The 19,885-nt window shown below is 63.6% G+C and carries 16 protein-coding genes and 1 pseudogene; all 17 read left to right on the top strand.

Going from position 1 to position 19,885, the window contains the following annotated elements:
* Positions 1–955, top strand: a 955-nt coding sequence (locus AC30NL_RS14700) for a choice-of-anchor A family protein (RefSeq protein WP_489464744.1), incomplete at its 5' end; no start/stop codon positions are given.
* Positions 956–1,019: 64 nt separating this feature from the next.
* On the top strand, positions 1,020–1,310 hold the full coding sequence (locus tag AC30NL_RS14705) for a nucleotidyltransferase family protein (protein ID WP_489464745.1): 291 nt from the start codon (positions 1,020–1,022) through the stop codon (positions 1,308–1,310).
* Positions 1,311–1,469: 159 nt separating this feature from the next.
* Entirely contained in the window at positions 1,470–1,700 is a 231-nt protein-coding gene (locus AC30NL_RS14710) for a helix-turn-helix domain-containing protein (RefSeq protein WP_489464763.1), read from the top strand.
* Positions 1,690–1,824 carry a hypothetical protein gene (locus tag AC30NL_RS14715; RefSeq protein WP_489464746.1) on the top strand — a complete coding sequence of 45 codons (135 nt, stop codon included), beginning with the start codon at positions 1,690–1,692 and terminating at the stop codon, positions 1,822–1,824. Before AC30NL_RS14710 ends, AC30NL_RS14715 begins: the two co-directional genes overlap by 11 nt.
* Positions 1,818–2,012, top strand: a complete 195-nt coding sequence (locus AC30NL_RS14720; protein WP_489464747.1) for a hypothetical protein — start codon at positions 1,818–1,820, stop codon at positions 2,010–2,012. Before AC30NL_RS14715 ends, AC30NL_RS14720 begins: the two co-directional genes overlap by 7 nt.
* Positions 1,963–2,757: a hypothetical protein gene (locus AC30NL_RS14725; protein ID WP_489464748.1), complete on the top strand. Its 795-nt coding sequence runs from the start codon at positions 1,963–1,965 to the stop codon at positions 2,755–2,757. Before AC30NL_RS14720 ends, AC30NL_RS14725 begins: the two co-directional genes overlap by 50 nt.
* Positions 2,732–2,941 (top strand): hypothetical protein, encoded by a 210-nt coding sequence (locus AC30NL_RS14730; protein WP_489464749.1) that lies wholly within the window; start codon positions 2,732–2,734, stop codon positions 2,939–2,941. Before AC30NL_RS14725 ends, AC30NL_RS14730 begins: the two co-directional genes overlap by 26 nt.
* 294 nt (positions 2,942–3,235) lie before the next feature.
* Positions 3,236–3,497 (top strand): annotated as a pseudogene (locus tag AC30NL_RS14735) (type II toxin-antitoxin system Phd/YefM family antitoxin).
* A gap of 303 nt (positions 3,498–3,800) precedes the next feature.
* Positions 3,801–5,351 carry a TolC family protein gene (locus AC30NL_RS14740; protein WP_489464750.1) on the top strand — a complete coding sequence of 517 codons (1,551 nt, stop codon included), beginning with the start codon at positions 3,801–3,803 and terminating at the stop codon, positions 5,349–5,351.
* Positions 5,348–7,126: an efflux RND transporter periplasmic adaptor subunit gene (locus AC30NL_RS14745; RefSeq protein ID WP_489464751.1), complete on the top strand. Its 1,779-nt coding sequence runs from the start codon at positions 5,348–5,350 to the stop codon at positions 7,124–7,126. Before AC30NL_RS14740 ends, AC30NL_RS14745 begins: the two co-directional genes overlap by 4 nt.
* Positions 7,127–7,129: 3 nt before the next feature.
* Positions 7,130–9,316 (top strand): site-2 protease family protein, encoded by a 2,187-nt coding sequence (locus AC30NL_RS14750; RefSeq protein ID WP_489464752.1) that lies wholly within the window; start codon positions 7,130–7,132, stop codon positions 9,314–9,316.
* Positions 9,317–11,347 carry a preprotein translocase subunit SecA gene (locus tag AC30NL_RS14755; protein WP_489464753.1) on the top strand — a complete coding sequence of 677 codons (2,031 nt, stop codon included), beginning with the start codon at positions 9,317–9,319 and terminating at the stop codon, positions 11,345–11,347.
* A complete protein-coding gene (locus AC30NL_RS14760) occupies positions 11,344–12,216 on the top strand; it encodes an efflux RND transporter periplasmic adaptor subunit (RefSeq protein ID WP_489464754.1) in 873 nt (290 codons plus the stop codon). Before AC30NL_RS14755 ends, AC30NL_RS14760 begins: the two co-directional genes overlap by 4 nt.
* 203 nt (positions 12,217–12,419) lie before the next feature.
* Positions 12,420–15,104, top strand: coding sequence for a hypothetical protein (locus AC30NL_RS14765; RefSeq protein WP_489464755.1), 2,685 nt, complete (start codon positions 12,420–12,422; stop codon positions 15,102–15,104).
* Positions 15,105–15,140: 36 nt separating this feature from the next.
* Entirely contained in the window at positions 15,141–16,442 is a 1,302-nt protein-coding gene (locus AC30NL_RS14770; protein ID WP_489464764.1) for a TolC family protein, read from the top strand.
* Between the two features lie 28 nt (positions 16,443–16,470).
* Positions 16,471–18,621 (top strand): ATP-binding cassette domain-containing protein, encoded by a 2,151-nt coding sequence (locus AC30NL_RS14775; protein WP_489464756.1) that lies wholly within the window; start codon positions 16,471–16,473, stop codon positions 18,619–18,621.
* Complete coding sequence (locus AC30NL_RS14780; protein ID WP_489464757.1) at positions 18,618–19,787, top strand: beta-barrel domain-containing protein; 1,170 nt, start codon at positions 18,618–18,620, stop codon at positions 19,785–19,787. The genes AC30NL_RS14775 and AC30NL_RS14780 overlap by 4 nt, the downstream gene beginning before the upstream one ends.
* Positions 19,788–19,885: the final 98 nt, after the last annotated feature.

Genomic DNA, 19,885 nt, shown 5'->3' on the forward strand with positions numbered 1-19,885 from the left:
CGGCGACGGCACGTCCGCCGTGCAGGTCTTCAACCTCAGCGGCGCCGAGCTGATGAGTGCCAACTGGAGCAGCTTTGCGAACCTGAGCCCCGGGCAGACCGTCATCGTCAACGTCACCGGCAGCGCAGCCGGCTTCACCGGCGGCACGCCCAACGGATTTGCCGCCTACAACACCCTGTTCAACTTCAGCCAGGCGCAGACGCTCAACTTCAACAACGTCGGCGTCGTCGGCACCATCCTCGCTCCAAGAGCACAGGTCAACGGCGGAGGAGGGCAGATCAACGGCAACGTGATCGTCAAGGACTGGAATTCCGGCATCCAGATCAATGCCAACCACTACTGGCGACCCGACAGCGTCACGCTTGACGCCGGCACCACGGCGCAGGCCGCAAGCCTCACCACCACAGCCGTGTCAACGCCAGCCAGCGCGGCGCAGGCCAGCGCGGCGCAGGCCAGCCCGCAAGTCGGCAGCGCTGCGGCGTTGGTGATGACCGGGCTGCCCCTGGGCAGCGTGCTCAGCGACGGCAGCCGCAGCTTCACCGTCACCGAACAAGCGAGCGTGGCCAACCTCACGGGCTGGAATATCGCCCAGCTCAGCCTCGTGCCACCGCTGGGTTACACCGGCACGCTGGTGCTGCAGGTTCGCTCGATCAGACATGCGTCACCCAATGAGGCGGCGTTGCCTGACGCCAACGTCAGCGACAACCCCTACGTCAGCTTCACGGCAGCTACCGGCACCAACACGACCGGTTCGACCAGCGCCACGCCGCCCCAGATCGTCGTCGGCCCCATGGCCCAGGAGGCCGGCCTGCTGACCTTCTCCGTCGCGCCGGCGCCTCGCACCGCGCAGGACGAGGAAGACGCCGACCAGGCCGGCAGCAGCGTGCTCAGCGATGCCTCGCTGCTGGCATTGGAGCAGTTTGCGAAGGCAAGCTGGCTGGGGGTGACGGGGTGAGCTTGGGCCGGCGGGGGGTGAGCTGCTTTACCATCAACCGGGTACACCTCCTGGGAGAACGCACATGAAGCCCTCTGAAGCCCTGGATTTGAACCGTGCTGGGATTCGGCGCATTGTCGAGTCCCACCGTGCTCGCAACGCCCGGGTGTTCGGCTCTGTCGTGCATGGTCAAGACACGGACAGCAGCGATCTGGACATCCTCATCGATCCGACGCCGGAGACGACCCTGTTTGACATTGGTGCGATCCGTCACGAGCTGAGCAAACTGCTTTGCGTGCCGGTAGATGTGCTGACCCCTAATGCATTGCCGGACAGATTCCGGGCATTGGTGCTTGCGCAGGCTCGTCCCGTATGAGTCGCGATCAGCAGCGTCTGGGCGACTACTTGGCGCACATTCTCGAAGCCATTGTGCGGATTGACCGGTACACGCACCTGGAGCAACTGAAGAAAGGAATTCAAGATGCCCTCTGAGATGGAGAATTTTCAGAAGGATCTGCTGGAGTCAGTAAAGCAAATGCGCCGCGGCAAAGCCGGGCGAGTCACCAAGGTCAAGTTGCCTGCAGCCGCCGAAGCACGCGCCAACATTGGCCTCTCACAGCAAGACTTTGCCAAACTCCTTGGAGTCTCACCGCGGACGCTGCAGGACTGGGAACAAGGTCGCCGTGAGCCGACGGGGGCTGCAAGAACCCTGCTCAAGGTCGCAGTCAAACATCCAAGCTGTTGCGCGAGCTGCGGTGACGCCTAAGCCATCGCTCGACTCTGCCGCGAGCGATGGCGCCAGCGAGCTGTACGTGCGCTACGGCGACATCCCCACGGGCTACGCTTTCGACGCGGCCTACAGCAAGCCTCACCCGACCAAGAGGTGCTGATTCCCACCACCAAGGCGGGTGACTACTACGTGCTGGTGCGCGCGCGCCAGGCGCAGGCCGGCACGGCGGCCACACTGCGTGACATGGGCAACAGCCAGAACCTGCTCGAAGGCGCTGGGGGCGCTGGCGTCGGCAAGGATGGCCGTTCTGGCGCTGGAAGCGTCGGGCCTGTTGCGGCCTGCCGATGAGGCGCCACCCATCCGTCTGCAACCGCAGGTCATGAGCCTGAACGCGACGCTGGCCACCGGCATCTTGCTGTGCAAGGGCGGTGAAAGCTACCGCACCCAGGCGCTGACTCGCTGGGCTTCTTCACCGGTGCAGCAGTGGTATGGCGACACCGCCCGCTGGGCCGGCGACCCGACGGCTGCCCATGCGCCGGTCGAGTATTCGGAAGTACGCCACAGCGATGACGGCGATGTGGCAGTGCCAGTTCCAGTGGCCCCTAAGCCGGCCGACTATGACCAGCACGCCACGCAAGACACGCACTTCATCAGCTTTGACGTGTTCGCCGGCGGTACCGCCGAGCTCGAATACCTGCGTCACATCGGCGTGCTCGACGAGAAATTCGGCCCCGTTGGCCCGCAGGCCCTGAACCTCACCCAGTACCTGCAGCAGGCTGCGCAGCCCGCCGCCAACGCCCAGGTTGCCGTGTCCGTGCAAGGGCCACAGACCGTGCTCACGGGAGGCAATACGTCTTACGTGCCGGCCGACTACGCGCTGCCGTACACGGTGTCGTTCAGCAACCCCACCGAACACCCGGTGGGCGAGCTGCGCATCGTCCGATGCCGACCTCGACCCGCGCAGCCTGCGCTTGAACGACCTGAAGATCGGCGACATCAACATCCATGTGCCGGGCGATCAGGCGGTCTTCCAGGGCGACTTCAATTTCACCGGCAACAAAGGCTTCGTGCTGCGTGTGAGCGCAGGCATTGATGCCCAGGCCCGCATTGCCACTTGGCTGATCCAGGCCATCGACCCCGACACCGGCGAAGTGCTGCACGACGCCACCCGCGGCCTGCTGCTGCCCGATGCGAGCGGCAAGGCCAACAAGGGCTATGTGAGCTACACCGTGCGAGCGAGTGCCGAGGCCGTCACCGACGCCAGCATCAACGCGTAGGCACGTGCCTTCTTCGACGACGCACCGCCCATCGACAGTGGCTCGACCAGGCCAGCAGCAGTGTGCTCAGTGATGACTTGCTGCTGGAGTTGGAGCAGTTTGCAAAGACAAGCTGGTTGGGGGCGGCGGGGTGAGCTTGGGCAGGTGCCGCGGACGCGCCGTTGCGTTGGCATTGGCGTTGGCGTTGGCGTTGGCGTTGGCGTTGGCGTTGGCGGCGCTCGCAGTCAAGTCTGCGATTGTGTGTAGACCTATAAAGGACTATATGTGGTCTCATTTGGATCCATGGGGCAACGCATGCGCTACTCATTTCAAGTCAAACCCATCAGATCTCAAGGCCAACGCTGCAGAGGTGCTAAAGCATCTGGCCGAGCAGCGCGAAGCCTTGGTCATCACGCAGAACGGCGAGGCCAAGGCCGTGCTGCAAGACGTTGCATCTTTCGAGGATACCCAAGCAACGAGCGCGCTGCTCAAGATTCTTGCCCTTGGCAACCAGGATCTGGAGGCGGATCGGATCAAGCCGGTGGCGGATGTGGTGGCGCCCCATGCTCCTCAGTGACAAACAAAGGGCCAGGAACACCCGGTATGGACGGTGCCTCCGGCCCATACCTGCAAGACAAGTTGTACTGCTGCCTGACTCCGTGAGAAGACACCCATTCTGGGTAAAAGGAAAGCGATGGGTCGCAGTACGTGATCTGCAAATTGGGAATGAATTTGTTAGGAAGACGACCAGGCCGGCAGCAGCGTGCTCAGTGATGCCATGCTGCTGGAGTTGGAGAAGTTTGCGAAGGCAAGCTGGCTGGGGGGATGGGGTGATGGCTTGCAGCATTCATGCGGATTGTGGTTCTGCAGAGACGACCAAGTGTCCACTGCGTTTGGACGGACGGCGCGATACCGCGCCTTGTGGAGCTGCTCGCACAAGACCCTCGTGACAGTGTTCAATCGTTCATTTCCTGTCTGCGCGGGCCGGCTGTTGACGGCCGCCTTCGCCGCTTTGATACACAGTGGCACAGCCCAGGCGCAATCACTGCTGGATCTATACCGCTGGGCCGATGCGGCTGACCCTGCGCTGGCCAGCGCGCGGGCGCAGCATCAGGCCACCCGCGAGCGCGAGGACCAGGCTCGCGCTGCTTTCGGGGTGACGGCCAATCTCACGGTCAACAGCAGCCGGTCGCAGTACTACGAGCCCACCAACATCACCACGCCAGATCCTCGGGCGTTCAACACCCGCCAGGCAGCACTGCAGTTCAATCAGCCGATCTACAAGCCTGCCTTGACGGCACAGCTGCAGCAGGCCAAGGCGCAAAGCGAGCAGGCCCGCGTGCAGGCAGAGCAGACGCGCATCGAATCCCTGCAGCGCTTTGTTGAAGCAACCTTCGAACTGCTCAAGGCGCGCGACACGCTGCGTTATCTTCAGGGCGAGCAAGAATCCACCGCTGCACAGTTGGCCCAGGCCAAGCGCAGTTTCACGGTGGGGACGGTGGCCATCACTGACGTTCGTGATGCACAGGCCAAGGCCGATATGGTGGCGGCGCAGGTCACGGCGGCGCGGGCCGATCTGTCGCTGAGGCATGAGCTCTTTCTTGATTTGGTTGGGCGGGAAGCGCCAGCCCTCCTGGGCCGCGAACTCAAGAGTGATGCCGTGCCCAGCCTTGACCCGGCCGGCTTGCCGGAATGGATGGCGGACGCCCACAGCGCCAGCCCGGCGCTGAGGCAGGCGCAATGGGCTCTTGAGGCGGCTCGGCAGGAGACGCGCAAGGCTGACATGGCCCACGCGCCCACGCTGGACGCCTCCTATGGCTACACCAAGACCTCGGAAACCGGTTCGGTCACCAGCACGCAGAAGCGTTCTGCCGAGCAGATCCAGATGGGTGTCACGCTGACGATACCGCTCTATGCTTCAGGCGCCCTGCACAGCAAGCAGCGCGAAGCGCTCGCCTTGCAGCAAAAGGCTCAGGCCGATCTGGAAAGCGCGCGCCGTACCCTGGCGGTGAACGTCCGGCAGAACTTCTCGGCCGCACTCAGCGCCATCAGCCAGGCCAAGGGCTTGACCACTGCCGTGAACTCGCAGGCGGTGGCCCTGCGCGCCAACCAGCGCGGCTATGAGGTCGGTATGAAGGTCAGTTCCGAGGTGCTGGCCGCCCAATCCAAGTTGTTCGAAGCACAGCGTGATCTGTCCAAGGCCCGCTATGACGCTTGGTTGGCTTTTTTCAAGCTCAAGGGGGCGGCGGGGCAGTTGGACGAAGTCGAGCTGGAGCGCCTGGATGCCTTGCTCACTCCCTTGGAAAAACCCATGGAGTTGCCCGACGACATCCTGCACCCGAGGGAGCTGCCGCAGTTAAAGCTGCAGCCCATAGGTGCCACGCGGCCCGAGAACCGCGAAGGCGCCAATGTGCCGGTGAGTGTGCCGTGAGCGCGATACCGGACGACCCGCAGGCCGGGGAATTCGCTGCGCCGGCGCCAGACGAAACTCTGGCGCCCATGCTGCAGGCTTGGCGCCAAAGGCTTGAAGCGGCGGGGACGCGATGCACAGCGGTCGCTTTGCAGGGTGAGGCAGGGGCCACGCTGCCGTTTCCGCCGGGGTTGGGCGAGGCACTGGCGGCGTTGTGGCCCGCCTTGCAGGCGAGAGTCAGCGCCGAGCAACCCGTGGCGCTGGAGCGATGCCAGATTGCCACGGATGCCAAGGGCGGTGCTGGCCACCTGATCATGGCGGTACGCATCCAGTATGGCCAGGGGCAGTCAGCCATCGTCGGGTTGTGCTTGCCGCCCCCGCACAGCGAGCGCATCGTGCAAGCGGTTCTGCTGGCACTCGCGAGCTTGCAGTGGTCGCTGACAGAGCACCATCACACGGCGCTGTTGCGCACGGCACGTCTGCTTGAGGTGCTGGGGCACGTGTCCTCGCAAGATCGTGCGCATGCGGCGGCACAGGATTGGGTCAATCGAAGCGCCGCCTGGGCGCGTGAACTGGCAGCCGTTGGCAGCGCCAACACGGTGGGCGTGAGCCTGGCGCTGTTCGAGGTGCGGGGCGCCACGCCCCGGTGGTGGGTGGGATCTGACACGGCCTGGGCACAGAAGGCTGCGCCCGCCGTGTTGGAGGCCGCCGAACAAGCCAGCCGTGCCGTGCTTGCTTTGTCCGAGGTGCAAGGCTTGGGGTGGCGGGCACTGCCGGTGCTGGCCCGAGGGCGGGCCACGGCCGTGTTGGTGGTGCATGGCGAGGCGGCGGCCTTGAGCGAAGAACTGCTGCGCGTGCTGCGCAGCAGTCTGTCGCTGGCAGAGCCGCTGCTGCGCCAATGGCGCTTGGCCGAGCGTGCGCTTTGGCAGCATGGATGGGATGCAGTGGTTCATGCTGTGCGCCAGCTTGGCCGCGATGGTGAGCAAGGGCACCTGCGCTGGAAGCTCGCAGCCGCGGGCAGCCTGTTGGCGGCCGTGCTGCTGCTGGGTTTGCCCTTTGACGAGCGCGTCACGGCACCACTGGTCATCGAGGGGCAAACGCGTCAGCTGGTGACTGCACCGTTCGAAGGTTTTGTCGCCCACGTGCGGGCGCGCCCCGGCGAGCGCGTTCACGAAGGCCAGCACTTGCTGGACATGGAGACGCGCGAGCTCAAGGTTGAGCAAGCGAAGTTCCTGAGCGACCGCGAGCAGGCCAGCGGCAAGCTGCGTCAGGCGATGGCTGAGCACGACGCCCCAGCGGTGGCGCAGGCGGCGGCACAGGTTCAGCAGGCCCAGGCCCAGCTGGGCCTGGTTGAAAACAAGCTGGCCCGTGCAGCGGTCCTTTCGCCGCTTGATGGACTGGTGGTCAGCGGCGACTGGGACCAGCATCTCGGTGCACCCTTGGAGGTTGGCAAACAACTGTTCGAGATCGCTGCGGTTGACCAGTACCGCGTTGTGCTGCACGTGGCCGACCACGACATCGCCCGCATTCGCGCCGGGCTGGGTGGTGAATTGCGCTTGGCTGGCGCACCCCAGCAGACGTCCCCGTTCCGGGTCAGTTTGGTCACGGCCACGGCCAGTGTGCAAGAGGGCAGCAATGGGTTCCGGGTTGAGGCCGATTGGCTCGGGCCCGTGCCGACGCTCAGCCCCGGCATGCAAGGGGTTGGCAAGATCACGGTCGGCCGGGCCAATTTGCTGACCATCTGGACGCGCAGCTCGATCGACTGGTTGCGCATGAAGTGGTGGACTTGGTGGTGAACCTTGGCAACGCTGTTTTCTGAGCATTGGCATGCCGTGCGCTTTTTGCGCCCGCGTCTGCGCGAGGGCGTCAAGCCGCTGTTTCGCCGGCTGCGCGGCCATACATGGGTGCTGCTGCAGGACGCGCTGACCGGGCGTTTCCACCGCCTGTCCTTGCCCGTATGGGAAGTGGTGTCCTTGCTGGACGGCAAGCGCACGCTCGACGAGGTCTGGGCCGAGGCTGTGACCTTGGGCGGGCACGATGAACACCACGCCGCCATCACGCAGCATGAACTGGTGCACCTCTTGGGCTCGCTGCACAGCAATGATCTGCTGCAGTCCCAGGTCTCGCCCGACGCCCAAGAGGTGTTCGAGCGGCATCGCCGTCAGCGCCGTGCGGAATTGCGCCAGAGCTGGCTCAACCCCATGAGCATCAAGCTGCCGCTGTTGTTTCCGGATGCCTGGTTCGAGCGCCATGTGCACTTGGCCCGCCGGATTTTCTCGTGGCCATCCTTTGCCCTCTGGTTGGTGTTGGTCACCCCGGCGGTGGCCTCGGCATGGCAGCACTGGAACGCTCTGACCCAGAACCTTTCCGACCGCGTGCTCTCGGCCAGCAACTTGGCCGTGCTGTGGCTGGTGTATCCACTGGCCAAGGCTGTGCACGAGTGTGCCCACGGCTTGGCGGTCAAGGTTTGGGGCGGTACGGTGCGCGAGATCGGCGTGATGTTCATCATGTTCACGCCGGTGCCTTACGTGGACGCCACGTCGTCTTACCGCTTCGAATCCAAATGGCAGCGTGCGGGCGTGGCGGCCGCGGGCATCATGGCTGAATTGGTGCTCGGCGCATTGGCGCTCTATGTCTGGCTGAGCGCTCAGGCGGGCGTGGTCACGGCGGTGGCCTACAACGTGGTGCTCATTGCCGGCTTCTCCACGCTGGTGGTCAACGGCAATCCGCTGATGCGCTATGACGCTTACTACGCGCTCAGCGACATCATCGAGATTCCCAACTTGACGCAGCGCTGCACGCAGTACTGGACCTATCTGGTGGACCGCTACCTGTTGGGCTCGCCCGAGGCGCATGAGCCTGTGGGGGCGCATGCAGAGCGCTGGTGGCTGCTGATTTACGGCGGCATCGCGCCGCTGTATCGGCTCAGTGTCTCGATCAGCCTGATCTGGTTCATTGCCGGGCAGTACTTCTGGGTGGGTGCGGTCCTGGCCATGGCAGGGGCATGGAGCAGTCTGGCGACACCGATGAGGCGTGCCTGGAAGCACGTCCGCGAGAGTGCCGCCCTGGCCAGCCGACGCGACTGGGCGCAGCGTCGCTTGCTGTTGCTGCTTGCGCTCGTGAGCGTGCTGCTGTTCGCGGTGCCAATGCCTTTCTATGCCGTGCACCAGGGTGTGCTGTGGATGCCGGACGAGGCGCTGGTGCGGGCGCCGGTGAGTGCCCATGTGGCAGGCTCAGCGGAAGAGGGTGAAACCTGGTCGCCCCCTGCGGCAGGCCAAGCGGTACGACGCGGCCAGCCGCTGCTGCAGCTCGACAGCATGTCCATTGCCTCTGACCTGGCTGCGGCTGCTGCCGACATGGCGCTGGTCGAAGCCCAGTTGCGCCAGGCTGAGGTGGACGATCCGGCCAAGGCGCAGAATCTTCGCGCCGAGCTCGAAGGACGGCGTGCCAAGTGGCAGGAGCAGTTGCGGCGCTACCAGGAATTGCGTCCCGCCGCAGCGGCGGATGGAGCTTGGTTGCCCCAGGGCCCCACCTCGCTCGCAGGCCGCTACGTCAAGCGCGGGGAGGTGCTGGGCTATGTGCTTGACCGACCCAGTGATCGGGTGCGCGTGGCGGTGACTCAGGAGGACATGGACCTGATCGCCCGGCGTGCGCGAGCCGACGGCATCCGTGCCGAGGTGCGCTTGCCATACCAGGCGGCCATTGCCGCGCACCTGCACCGAGCCTTGAGCGGCGGGGAGCAGCAATTGGTTTCGCCCGCGCTGGGAACATCCGGCGGTGGTGAGATCGCGGTTGATCCACAGGATTCGCAAGGCACCAAGCCACTGCACCGGGTTTTCGATCTCGAACTGCTGCTGGACCGCACACCGCAAAGCCAGGTCTTCGGCAATCGGTGCCAAGTGCGCTTCGACCTGGGGCCAACGCCACTGGGATGGCAGTGGCTATTGCGGCTGCGCCAGCTGTTCCTTGCGCAGATGGGTCTGTGAATGTCAGCTGAGTCTTTGCGCTTCGATGGCACTTTGCCGCGTCGTCTGGCCGGGGTTGGATTCCGGCGCTCAGACACCCTGCGCGACGAGCGCGCCCATGGCGGCGATGAGTGGATAGAACGTCTGGCCGCCAGTGCCGCTGCCTATTTCTCTGTGCGGCGGGTGGCCGTGTCTTCCACGCAGCGCATGGGTGCCGTGGTGGCGCAAGCAAGCCAGTCGCTGCAGGCTTTGGGCGATGCTGATTTGCGGCAGCAGTTCACCGAGGCCGTGCAGGCCATGGCCGCGCTGGATCGTCTCAGCGTGCAAGCCGGTTCCCCGCTCGCGAGGGTCATGGCTTGCATCGGCGAGGCTTGCCTGCGCTGCTTTGGCTTCAGGCCGCATCCAGTGCAGGTCGCCGGGGCCGAAGTGTTGCTCAGCGGGCGGCTCGCAGAGATGAACACCGGCGAGGGCAAGACCTTGGTGGCGGCGATGGCTGCCACCGCCATGTCCGCCACGGGAGCCGCCGTGCATGTCGTCAGCACCAATGACTATCTGGCCAGGCGCGACTGCGAAGAGATGCAGCCCCTGTTCAACTACTTCGGCCTGTCGGCGGGCTCTGTCATTGGCGGCATGGAAGATGATGACAGGCGATCGGCGTATCGCCATCCAATTTGCTATGTGGCGGGCAAGGAGTTGGTCTTCGACTATCTCAAAGATCGTCTGGATGGCCACGGGCTCTTGCCGGCAAGCGTCGGCCATTTGCAGCAGCTCGGCCTTGAGCATGGCGAAGGGGGAGGGCGGCTGCCTCTGTTGCCTGCGCTGCATTTCGCGATCGTCGACGAGGCCGACAGCGTGCTGATTGATGAGGCCAGCACGCCCATGATTCTTTCGCGCGAGGCACCCGGCTTGCACGAAAACGAGCTCCTGCGCTGGGCCATCTCCCAGGCGCGAAGCCTGGAGATCGGCACGCACTTTCGAATCAACGCACAGCGTCAGGTGGACCTGATGCCGGCTGCCTTGGCGGCCTGCGCCCCACTTCCCGAAGGTGTAGCCAAAGTCTGGTCATCACGCTCCTGGCGCGAAATGATCCTGCGTCAGGCGCTCTCGGCGCTGCATCTGTTTCAGCTTGATCAGCACTACATCCTTGCCGAAGGCAAGGTGCAGATCGTTGATGAATCCACTGGGCGCGTGATGGCCGACCGTGCCTGGGAACAAGGCTTGCACCAGCTCATTGAAGTCAAGGAAGGGCTGGAGACCACTCAAGGCCGAGACACGCTGGCGCGCATGACCTTTCAGCGATTCTTTCGCCGCTACTACCTGTTGTCCGGTCTCACGGGGACGGCCGCCGAATCGGCCCGCGAGATGCGGCGGGTTTATGGACTCGGTGTCAGCCGCATCCCACCAAACCGGCCGTCGCGCCGGCAGCGCCTGCCCGATCAGCTTTGGTCCGGCAATGATGCGCGCTGGCAGGCCGTGGCCCGAGACGCGAAGGCAGCTGCACTGCGCGGCCAGCCTGTGCTGGTGGGCACGCGCAGCGTCGAGGCTTCGGAGCGCGTGGCGCGCGAGTTCGAGAGCCTGGGCTTGGACCATGTTGTGCTCAACGCGCGACAGGACGCTGAGGAGGCAAGCATCGTGGCCGAGGCCGGGCAGCCAGGTCGCATCACCATCGCCACCAACATGGCTGGGCGAGGTACCGATATCAAGCTGACCCCAGCGGCCCGCGAGTCTGGCGGATTGCACGTCATCCTGACCGAGTTCCATGAATCGCCCCGCGTGGACAGGCAGCTCTTCTGGAGGGCGGGCCGACAAGGTGACACGGGGACGGCAAGGGCCATTGTCTGCAGTGTGGATGGCCTCTTCAAGCCGCTGCCAGCTTGGCAGCGGAGCTTGCTGTCGGCCGGGCGCGGCCTGCCGCAGCGCTGGCTGTTGCGATGGCTGGTGGCCCGCGCTCAAGCGCGCGCCGAGGCCCAGGCCCTGCGCGCGCGCATGCATACGCTCAAGCAGGACAGAGAACTCCACCGCACCTTGGGATTTGCTGGAAGGTTGACATGAATGCGATGAAACGATGCATGAAGAAGGGGGCCTTGCGCCGCTGCCTGACCCGCTGCCTGACCCTTGGCGTGCTTGGGGCATGGTGGGCGGCCGCAGGGGCAGCTGACTTCGACTGCATGATTGAGCCAGTGCAGACGGTAGAGGTACGCAGCCCGGTGGTGGGACTGCTGGAGAAGGTGCACGTGACCCGCGGCCAGACCGTGCGCAGAGGCGATCTGCTGGTGACGATCGAGTCCAGCGTTGAAAGCAGCGCAGCGGCCACTGCTCAGTACAAGGCGCAGACCACCGGCACGCTGGCCCAGGCACAGGCCAAGGTGGCAGCCAGCGAGGCCAAGGCCCGGCGAATGGAGGAGCTTTTCAAGGAGGAGTTCGTCTCGGCTCAGGCGCGTGACGATGCGGCGGCTGAATACAAGCAGGCCCAGACCGAGTTGCTCGCTGCCCGCGAAAACGCAGAACTGTCCAGGCTGGAGGCGAGGCAGGCGTATGACCAACTGCACCGGCGCACCATCCTCAGCCCCTTTGATGGCGTGGTGATGGAGCAGTTTCTGTATCCAGGTGCCTTGGTGGACAGCGGCGATGGCAAGAAGCCCATTCTGAAAATTGCCCAGACAAATCCCTTGGCGGTGCGCTCCATCGTGCCCTATCGTTTTTTCCCGCAGGTGCATGTTGGCAGCGCTGCAGTGGTCTTGCCCGAGGCGCCCTTCAATGTCGGTGCGCAGGCACAGATCGTTTCTCGCGTCAAGACGGTGGATCGCGTCATCGACTCGGCTGCGGGGACCTTCGGGGTTCACCTTGAATTGCCCAATGGACGGCAGACCCTGCCTGGAGGCATACGCTGCAAGCTGCGCATCACCGGTGTGAGCGGCTGAGCGTGCCTCTGAGCGGATGATTTTTCGTGCCGGAAGTCTCACTGCGGCCCGGGGAATCGACTCTGCATTGCGGGTCCGGCTCAGGCTCATCATGAGTTGCCCGATAGTCTTTGGCTAGGCAATGCAGCCGTCGCTGCGCGACCGTGTCTTTGTCTTGCCGCGACATCTGAATCGCCCCTCATCCAGTTTTCCAGGCGCTTGTCATGACTTCTTCGTATTCCCTGCGGCTCGTCCAGTTCGGGCAGGCGCAACAGCCTCACACATTGCGAGCCGGGGCAGGGCACGAGGGCAAGCCACTGGTGCTGCGCGCACAGTCGGGCATGCGTTTCCAACTGGTGGAGACACAGACCCTGCAGGCGCCCGTCAAGCTGCGCATCGAACGCCAGGGACAGGATTTGCTGCTCACCTTGCCTGAGGGCGATCCAGGCGCGCCGGACGTGGTGATCAAGGGTTACTTCGACGCGCAGGACGTGGCCGTCATGGGGCGCAGCAGCGCAGGAGATTGGCGGGTCTACGACAACGGCAGCCCGCTCTCGCCTGGCCAGGACAACGGTATCAGCGTCGCCTCGCTGCATGACGGGCAGGCGGGCGTGGCGTCCTTGGCAACACCGCCGGGCGAGGGATGGTTCGAAGGTGAGAAGGGCTGGGTGCTGGCGGGCATCGGAGCGGTGGGGCTGGTTGCCGGCACAGCGTCGCTGGGCAAGAGTTCGGGTTCTGATGCGTCGGCCGACATCGACCGAATCAAGGCTTATGCCGGGCACTCGCAAACTGCCACGGCCCCTGCCGTGAGTGATTACGAGAAGGCCGGCATCAAGAACGTCGACGTCAACAATCTTGCTGCAATCAACTCGGCGGTGGCCGTCACGCCGCTGGACATGGCGGTGATCGACAACGTGCAGAAGGTGGTCGACTCCTACGTGAAAGTTCTGACCGAGGCCAATAGCGCGAGCCCGGACGCCTCGCCCGACGCCGATCCCAGCGTGGCCGACTACCAGAATCTAGGCGTACTTTTGGGAGCGCAACAAGGCAACGCAAACGCACTGGCTTTGTTGAACGATGTGGTCAAAGGCATCAACACCGATGGCTGCGACTCGGTGACCGAACTCAAGGCCATCGTGGCGGTCGTGCAAAAGGTGATGAATGTCGCTGCGGGCCTGGCTCCGGCTTCGGCGCTCACCACCGATGATTTACTGCTGCTCGGCTTGAACCAGGCCCAGCTTGATGCGGTTCACGCCAAGGACAACCTGAGCGCCATCATCTCTGCCATCGGTGCAACCGCCGACGATGGTTCGGCTGTCTCCAGCGTGTCCAAGCTGCAGACCCTGATGGCGGCCTACGACAAGGTTCTCACCGAGTCCAATGGCAGCACCTTGGATGCGGATGTCTTGAGCAATCCAGCCGCGTCCGATTTTTCGGCCATCGGCGCCAACATCGGACGGGCCGCCACTACCGCAACTGCTCTTTCGATGCTCGATCAGGTGATCGGGGGCTTGCAGCATGCTGATGTGGATACGGTGGGCGAGATCAACGCCATTGCGGCCGCCCTGGACAAGGTGTCAGCCATTGCTGCCGCGTCGACAGCAGACACTTCAGCACCCACGCTGAGCGCCACTGAGCTGAGCAAGCTGGGCTTGAGCGGTTTCTCTTCGACCGGAGCAAACAATCAAGCTGTGGCCGATTTGCTGAGTGCCACAGTGCGCGACCTTGAGCCCTCCGACGTCGACACCTTGCCCGAGTTGCAATCGCTGGCAAGCCTTGAAGTTCTGCGCGTCTGGGCCAAGGATGCGGCGGTGACCAAGACGGCGCAGCTGCCAACGGCCGACGATTACACCGGCCTTGGCGCGCAGCGAACGAACGTGAACGGCGTGCCCATTGCCCTCGCCGCTTCCGACGTGACAGCGCTCAACAGCTTTGCCGACAACCTGAGCGACGCCCAACTGGACTCGGCTGACCATGTACAGCATTTGGCTGCCTCATTGTTCAAGCTGCTCAATGAAGCCAACGGGACCAGCGCGGACGGCAATGCTGCGGTCAACCCTTCGGCAGCGGACTACGTCACGCTGGGCGTGGCAGGACATGCGGGTGGCGCGAACGAGGCCTTGCACGCCCCAGCCGCGCAACTGCTGACCGACGTGGTAGCCACCAAGACCAGTGACCAAGTGGACACGCCCACGGAACTCAATGTCCTGTCCTCGGCGGTGGACCATGTCCTGGACGTGGCCGCAGGCACTGCCGCGCCGTCGACACTGAACCTCGAGCAGTTTTCTGCGCTGGGTGTCACAGGGCTCACGGCAAGCAACCTGGCCACCGTCGGCAACCTCGTCCACGCCACGGCCGATGACGGCAGTGGTGTGGATACCTTGGCGCAGCTGCAGTCGGTGATCAGCCTGGCGCGCGTGGAGCGTTTCGCCGACGATGCCAACGTGAGCGCTGGTGGCTCGAACGAAAACGGTCTGCCGACCCTGGCCGACTATGCCGCTGTGGGAGCCACGCTGGGCTCCATCGGAACAGTTCCTGCTTCCAATCTGCTGGTACTGATGAACGAAGCCGTTGGTGCCAAGAGCAGTGCCAATGTCGACACGGCCGCCAAGGTACAGGCCATGCAAGAGGCCGTCACGAAGGTGATGCAACTGGCGGCCATTGACAAAACCAGTGGCGCCTCGGATGCCGACTCGGTGGCAGTAGGCGGCTTCTCTGCGAGTGATCTGAGCCAGCTTGGTCTCGATGTATCGCTGCTCACCACATCGAATGTTTCCGACACGGTTCTGGCGCATCGGCTGACCGATGTCCGCAACCACATTGTCTACAGCGACAACACGGGATTGGGTGTCGAACACTTGAACCAGTTGCAAGCCTTCATCAATGCAGCAGCAGTGATCGTGTCCTGATTCGGGTTGTGCTCAGTGGGACGACGCGTGCAACTGATGCAAGCCCTTCGGGTTGGGATGATGGCTGGGCTGGTGGGGCTGATCCTCGGGGCGCAATGGGCCATTGCCGCACCCCAGAGCAGCAACCCGTGTGAATCGCTGCCCTTGGAAACGGGCACCAGCCAGGCGCCCTCTTTGGGCTTGGACGCCTTGGCCAGGAGGGCTGTCGAAACGCACGCCAGTGTGGCAGCCAAGCGTGCCGCTGTGAACGCTGCCAGGTCCGAATGGGACGCAGCACGACGCCAGTATCTTCCTGCACCGTCCGCACAAACCCTGCCAGGAGCAGGCGGCGGACACAGTACCGTGCTGACGCTGGAGCAGCCCGTGTGGACTGGCGGGCGCATCAGTGCCTCGGCCGATGCCGCGCTGGCGCGTTCCCGTTCCGCCGATCAGAGCGTTCTCGAATCGCAACAAGGCCTGGGCTTGGCCGTCGCCAATGTTTACCAAGCTTTCCTTCAGGCCAGGGGGCGGGCCATGGTGCTGCGGCAATTCATCGGTCGCCTGGACAACTATCACGCAAGCATGCGGCGACGTGTCGATAGCGGCGCCTCTGCTCAGGGCGATCTTGAGTTGCTGCAGGCCCGTCATGCGTTGGCCAGCGGACAACTCAAGTCGGCCTGCTTTGCGCAGACATCCGCACGGCGTCAGCTCTCGCTGTTGGTTGGTGACGAGCTTTCATCTGCCGAAGTGGCTGGTACGCTGCAGGTTCCCGATGCCCCTGATCTGGAGGATCTGCTCGAACGCAGCCAACAGCGCAGCCCCACGTTGCGTCGCATGGATCAAGACATGCGCGCCGCGCGAGGGGACGCTGATGCCAAGGCTGCGGCGCAATGGCCGACCGTGGCGCTCGTCGCGCAGCGCACCCTGCCACGAGGCGTTCCCAATGTCTCGAGCTCCACGGCGGTGGGCCTGCAATTGCAATACACGCCCGGCGCGGGCTTCGATTCGTTGGCCAGGGCGCGTTCGGCGCAGGCACAGGTTGAAGCCTTGCGCGCCAGCCGCGAGGCCGCCAGAGTAGATCTGCTGTCCAAGGTGGGTGCCGAACACGAAGATCTTCGCTCGGCCCTCTCCAGGCGGCAGGATGGTCTGCTCAACGTGAAGGCCACGGCCAATGTGCTGGCTTCCTTTGAACGCCTCTTTGCCGTTGGCAAGCGCAGCTGGCTCGACGTGATGAACGCTGCGCGTGAACTCTCCGATGCTGAACAGGCCCTCGCGGACATAGAGGCGCAGATGACGCCCAGCCGCTACCGGCTTGCGCTTTATGGTGGCGAACTGGAGTGGATGGAGCCTGCCCAATGATCCGCGCGACGTCCGTTGACCTAGAACCATGAACTCATCTCAGGCCTCATCACTGGATCTGCGTTGGATCGCCCAGCGCTGCAAGTCTGCCTACCCGTCCTTGCGACGCGTGCGAGAGTCGTTCTTGACCACACTGGCTTCACCCGAATCGGGCCATGACGCTCACGGCACAGTGGCTGCGCTGTTCGATGCCCTGGGCCTTCGAGCGCCGGTATGGGGTCCACAGCCTCAATCGCAGCTCCTGCCCATGTTGGGCTATGTACCGGGATTGGGCTGGGGCGTGGTGGACGGCATCACCTCGCACGGCGAATGGCGCTTCGAATCGGCCCATGGACGGCAGACGATTGCCCCTGCCTCTTTGCAGAACGACGGTTCGCCGAGATTCGCTTCTATCCTGCCTCAGGCTGATGTTCAGCCCGTGACATCTGGTGCCGAAACCTTGTTTCGCGCAGCGCTCTCAAAGCATCGCTTCTTGTTTGCCATTGCCGCCGCCGCCGCACTCTGCGCGAATTTGTTGGCGCTGGCTGGTTCGCTCTACAGCATGCAGGTCTACGACCGCGTCATCCCAAACCAAGGCATTTCCACGCTCGTTGTGCTCACCGTGGGTGCCGTGCTTGCCGGCCTGATCGAGTTGTTCGTCAAGCTGGCGCGCTCCCGTCTCCTTGAGGAGGCCATCAAGCGCATGGATCTATCAGTCTCACAAGACATCTTTGAGCGGATCACCAGCATTCGCATGGATCAATTTCCAAGTGGAGTGGGCAACCTGTCAGCGCAGTTGCGCAGCTACGAATCCATTCGGGCCTTTCTCGCATCGGCCACGATGTACTTCGCCGCCGATGCGCCATTCGCGCTCTTGTTTCTCCTTGTTATCTTCGCCATCGCCGGCCTCGAAGTCGCGATGGTTCCGCTGGTCTTCGCCGCCATTGCATTCTTCGTTGGCATGTTCTATCGCAGCCGAATCGTCATGCACGCTGCGCGCGGCATCTCCGTGGCCAATCGAAAATTCGGCCTGCTGGTTGAAACGGTCGAGAATGCCGAATGTCTCAAGGCATACGGTGGCCGCTGGAGGCAATCTGCACTTTGGCGGAACATCAACACCGCCTCTGTGGAAGAAGACGCGCGCTTGCGCCACCACAGCGAACACGTGGCCTACCTGGCGGCGTCCATTCAACAGGCCAGCTACATCGCCATCGTGGGCGTTGGCGCCTACATGGCGAGCACGTCCGGCCGCCTCACGGTCGGCTCCCTGATTGCCTGCTCCATCCTGTCTGGCCGCGTCTTGGCTCCCATCGCCTCGTTGCCCGGCCTGATCGTCCAATGGGCACATGCCAGGACATCGCTGGACAACCTGGAGAAAATATTCCAGCTCGAACAGGATAACCACGGAGTGGAGCAGCCTCTCACGCCTGAGCGAATTCGCGGTGCCTACGATCTTGCTGATCTGCGCTTTACCTATCCTGGGCGTCCTGACACGCTCAATATCCGACGGCTGTCGATCCAGTCAGGCGAAAAGGTGGCCATCATTGGACCCATTGGTGCTGGCAAGACCACGCTGCTCAAGATCCTCGCAGGCTTGTACCGCCCCCAGTCGGGCAAGGCGACGCTCGACGGGTTGGACATCCAGCAAATCGAGCGCAACTTGCTCAGCGAACGGGTGGGCTTTTGTCCCCAGCAGGCCAAGCTATTCGCGGGGTCGCTGCGCGACAACCTGCTGTTGGGCGTTAGCGCGGTCGATGAGGCTCAACTTCTCGACGTGTGCCGACGCACTGGCGTTGCAGAGGTGATTGCCCATCATCCCAAAGGCTTGGATCTGCCCATCGTCGAAGGCGGAGAAGGTCTGTCTGGTGGGCAACGACAACTCGTGGCCCTGACACGGCTGATCCTGTCGAATCCCGATGTCTGGCTGCTCGATGAGCCCACCGCCTTGATGGACGAGCAAACCGAAACCCGTTGCCTTGCTGTATTGCGCGAGCGCATCGGCCGGGACACGACCCTTGTCCTGGTCACGCACAAGCCGGTGGCCCTCGGCCTGGCCGACCGTGTGATCGTTCTTACCGACAAGGGCATCATCGCGGATGGTCATAAAGCCGAAGTGGCACAGCGGCTGCAGCAACTGGCCCGCAGTGGCAGTGAGTTCTCAGGCGCCATCCCTCTGCGGCAGTCTGGAGCCGCGGCGTGAACCAGGATTCGAGTGCACTGCGCTTCCCCATCATTGGGATCGGCATGGTGGCGGTATTGCTCGCTCTGTTCGTCATTTGGGCCGCCGCTTCCGAGATCGTCCAAAGCTCGCATGCTCAGGGCTTGGTGATCGCCAGCACCCGTACCCAGGTGGTGCAGGCCGGCATCGATGGCGTGGTTGCCCATCTTCTGGTCGAAGAGGGGGAAAGAGTTCGCAAAGGCCAAGTACTGGCTCGGCTTGACCGCAGCCAGGTCGAAGCTGCTTTTCTGGATGCCCAGGCCAAGGTCGCCGCATTGAAGGCCGCCTTGGTCAGGCTGCATGCCGAGGTGTTGGACCAGCCGTTGATCTTCCCCAAGGACGTCCAGGCCTACCGCAATTTCGTTGCCAACCAGACTGAGCTCTATCGGCGCCGACAGAGTTCCTTCAAGGGCGACATGGACGCCCTGCAGAAAAGCCTCGGGCTGGCCGAACAGGAACTCGCTTTGAACGAGCCACTGCTGGCCACGGGAGATATTGGCAAAGCAGAGATCATCCGACTCAGTCGACTGGCTGCCGATCTGTCTGGCCAGATGACATCCCGCCGTAGCAAATATTTCCAGGATGCTCAAACCGAGATGACCAAGGCCGAGGAAGACCTGGCGACCCAGAAGCAGTCTCTGGCGGATCGGGCCGCTGTCCTTGAGCGAACCGACATTGCCGCCCCAGCCGACGGCCTCGTGAAGAACATCCAGGCCACCACGCCTGGCGCCAAGGTTCGCGCTGGCGATGTCATTCTGGAACTGGTTCCCACAGGCAGTGATTTGATCGTCGAGGTCAAGCTCAAACCTGCCGACGTGGCCCCGGTGAGGGTGGGGCTGCCCACTTCGATCAAGCTCGATGCCTACGATTACAGCGTTTATGGTTCTCTGCGCGGCAGGGTGAAGTACGTCAGCCCAGACGTGCTGTCCGAGCGAACCGGGCAGGGGGACAGCATCTACTACCGAGTTCAGATAGCGCTCGACCTGGCCCAACTGGAAATGCACAACAAGGCTCAACCCGACAGACGCATCGAGATCCAGCCAGGAATGACTTGCGTCGTCGACATCGAAACCGGGTATCACACCGTTCTGTCCTATCTCACCAAACCCCTCACCAAGACCCTTTCTGAGTCCATGCGCGAAAAATGATCCCGGACTTCGGGCGTCCGCGACCCAGGCAGATCTTGACGGGGGTCTTGTCGCTGAAGAGTTCGGCGATTCGCACAGCGGCTATCACCGGCATCGAA

Origin of the sequence: Rhizobacter sp., from assembly GCA_021153565.1 — a bacterium.
Lineage (GTDB): Bacteria > Pseudomonadota > Gammaproteobacteria > Burkholderiales > Burkholderiaceae_C > Albitalea.

Excerpts from the sequence above, each read along its gene's own strand:
- AC30NL_RS14705 (WP_489464745.1), top strand. The coding sequence starts at position 1,020 with ATGAAGCCCTCTGAAGCCCTGGATTTGAACCGTGCTGGGATTCGGCGC.
- AC30NL_RS14710 (WP_489464763.1), top strand. The coding sequence starts at position 1,470 with ATGCGCCGCGGCAAAGCCGGGCGAGTCACCAAGGTCAAGTTGCCTGCA.
- AC30NL_RS14725 (WP_489464748.1), top strand. The coding sequence starts at position 1,963 with ATGGCCGTTCTGGCGCTGGAAGCGTCGGGCCTGTTGCGGCCTGCCGAT.
- AC30NL_RS14755 (WP_489464753.1), top strand. The coding sequence starts at position 9,317 with ATGTCAGCTGAGTCTTTGCGCTTCGATGGCACTTTGCCGCGTCGTCTG.
- AC30NL_RS14760 (WP_489464754.1), top strand. The coding sequence starts at position 11,344 with ATGAATGCGATGAAACGATGCATGAAGAAGGGGGCCTTGCGCCGCTGC.
- AC30NL_RS14765 (WP_489464755.1), top strand. The coding sequence starts at position 12,420 with ATGACTTCTTCGTATTCCCTGCGGCTCGTCCAGTTCGGGCAGGCGCAA.
- AC30NL_RS14770 (WP_489464764.1), top strand. The coding sequence starts at position 15,141 with ATGCAAGCCCTTCGGGTTGGGATGATGGCTGGGCTGGTGGGGCTGATC.
- AC30NL_RS14775 (WP_489464756.1), top strand. The coding sequence starts at position 16,471 with ATGAACTCATCTCAGGCCTCATCACTGGATCTGCGTTGGATCGCCCAG.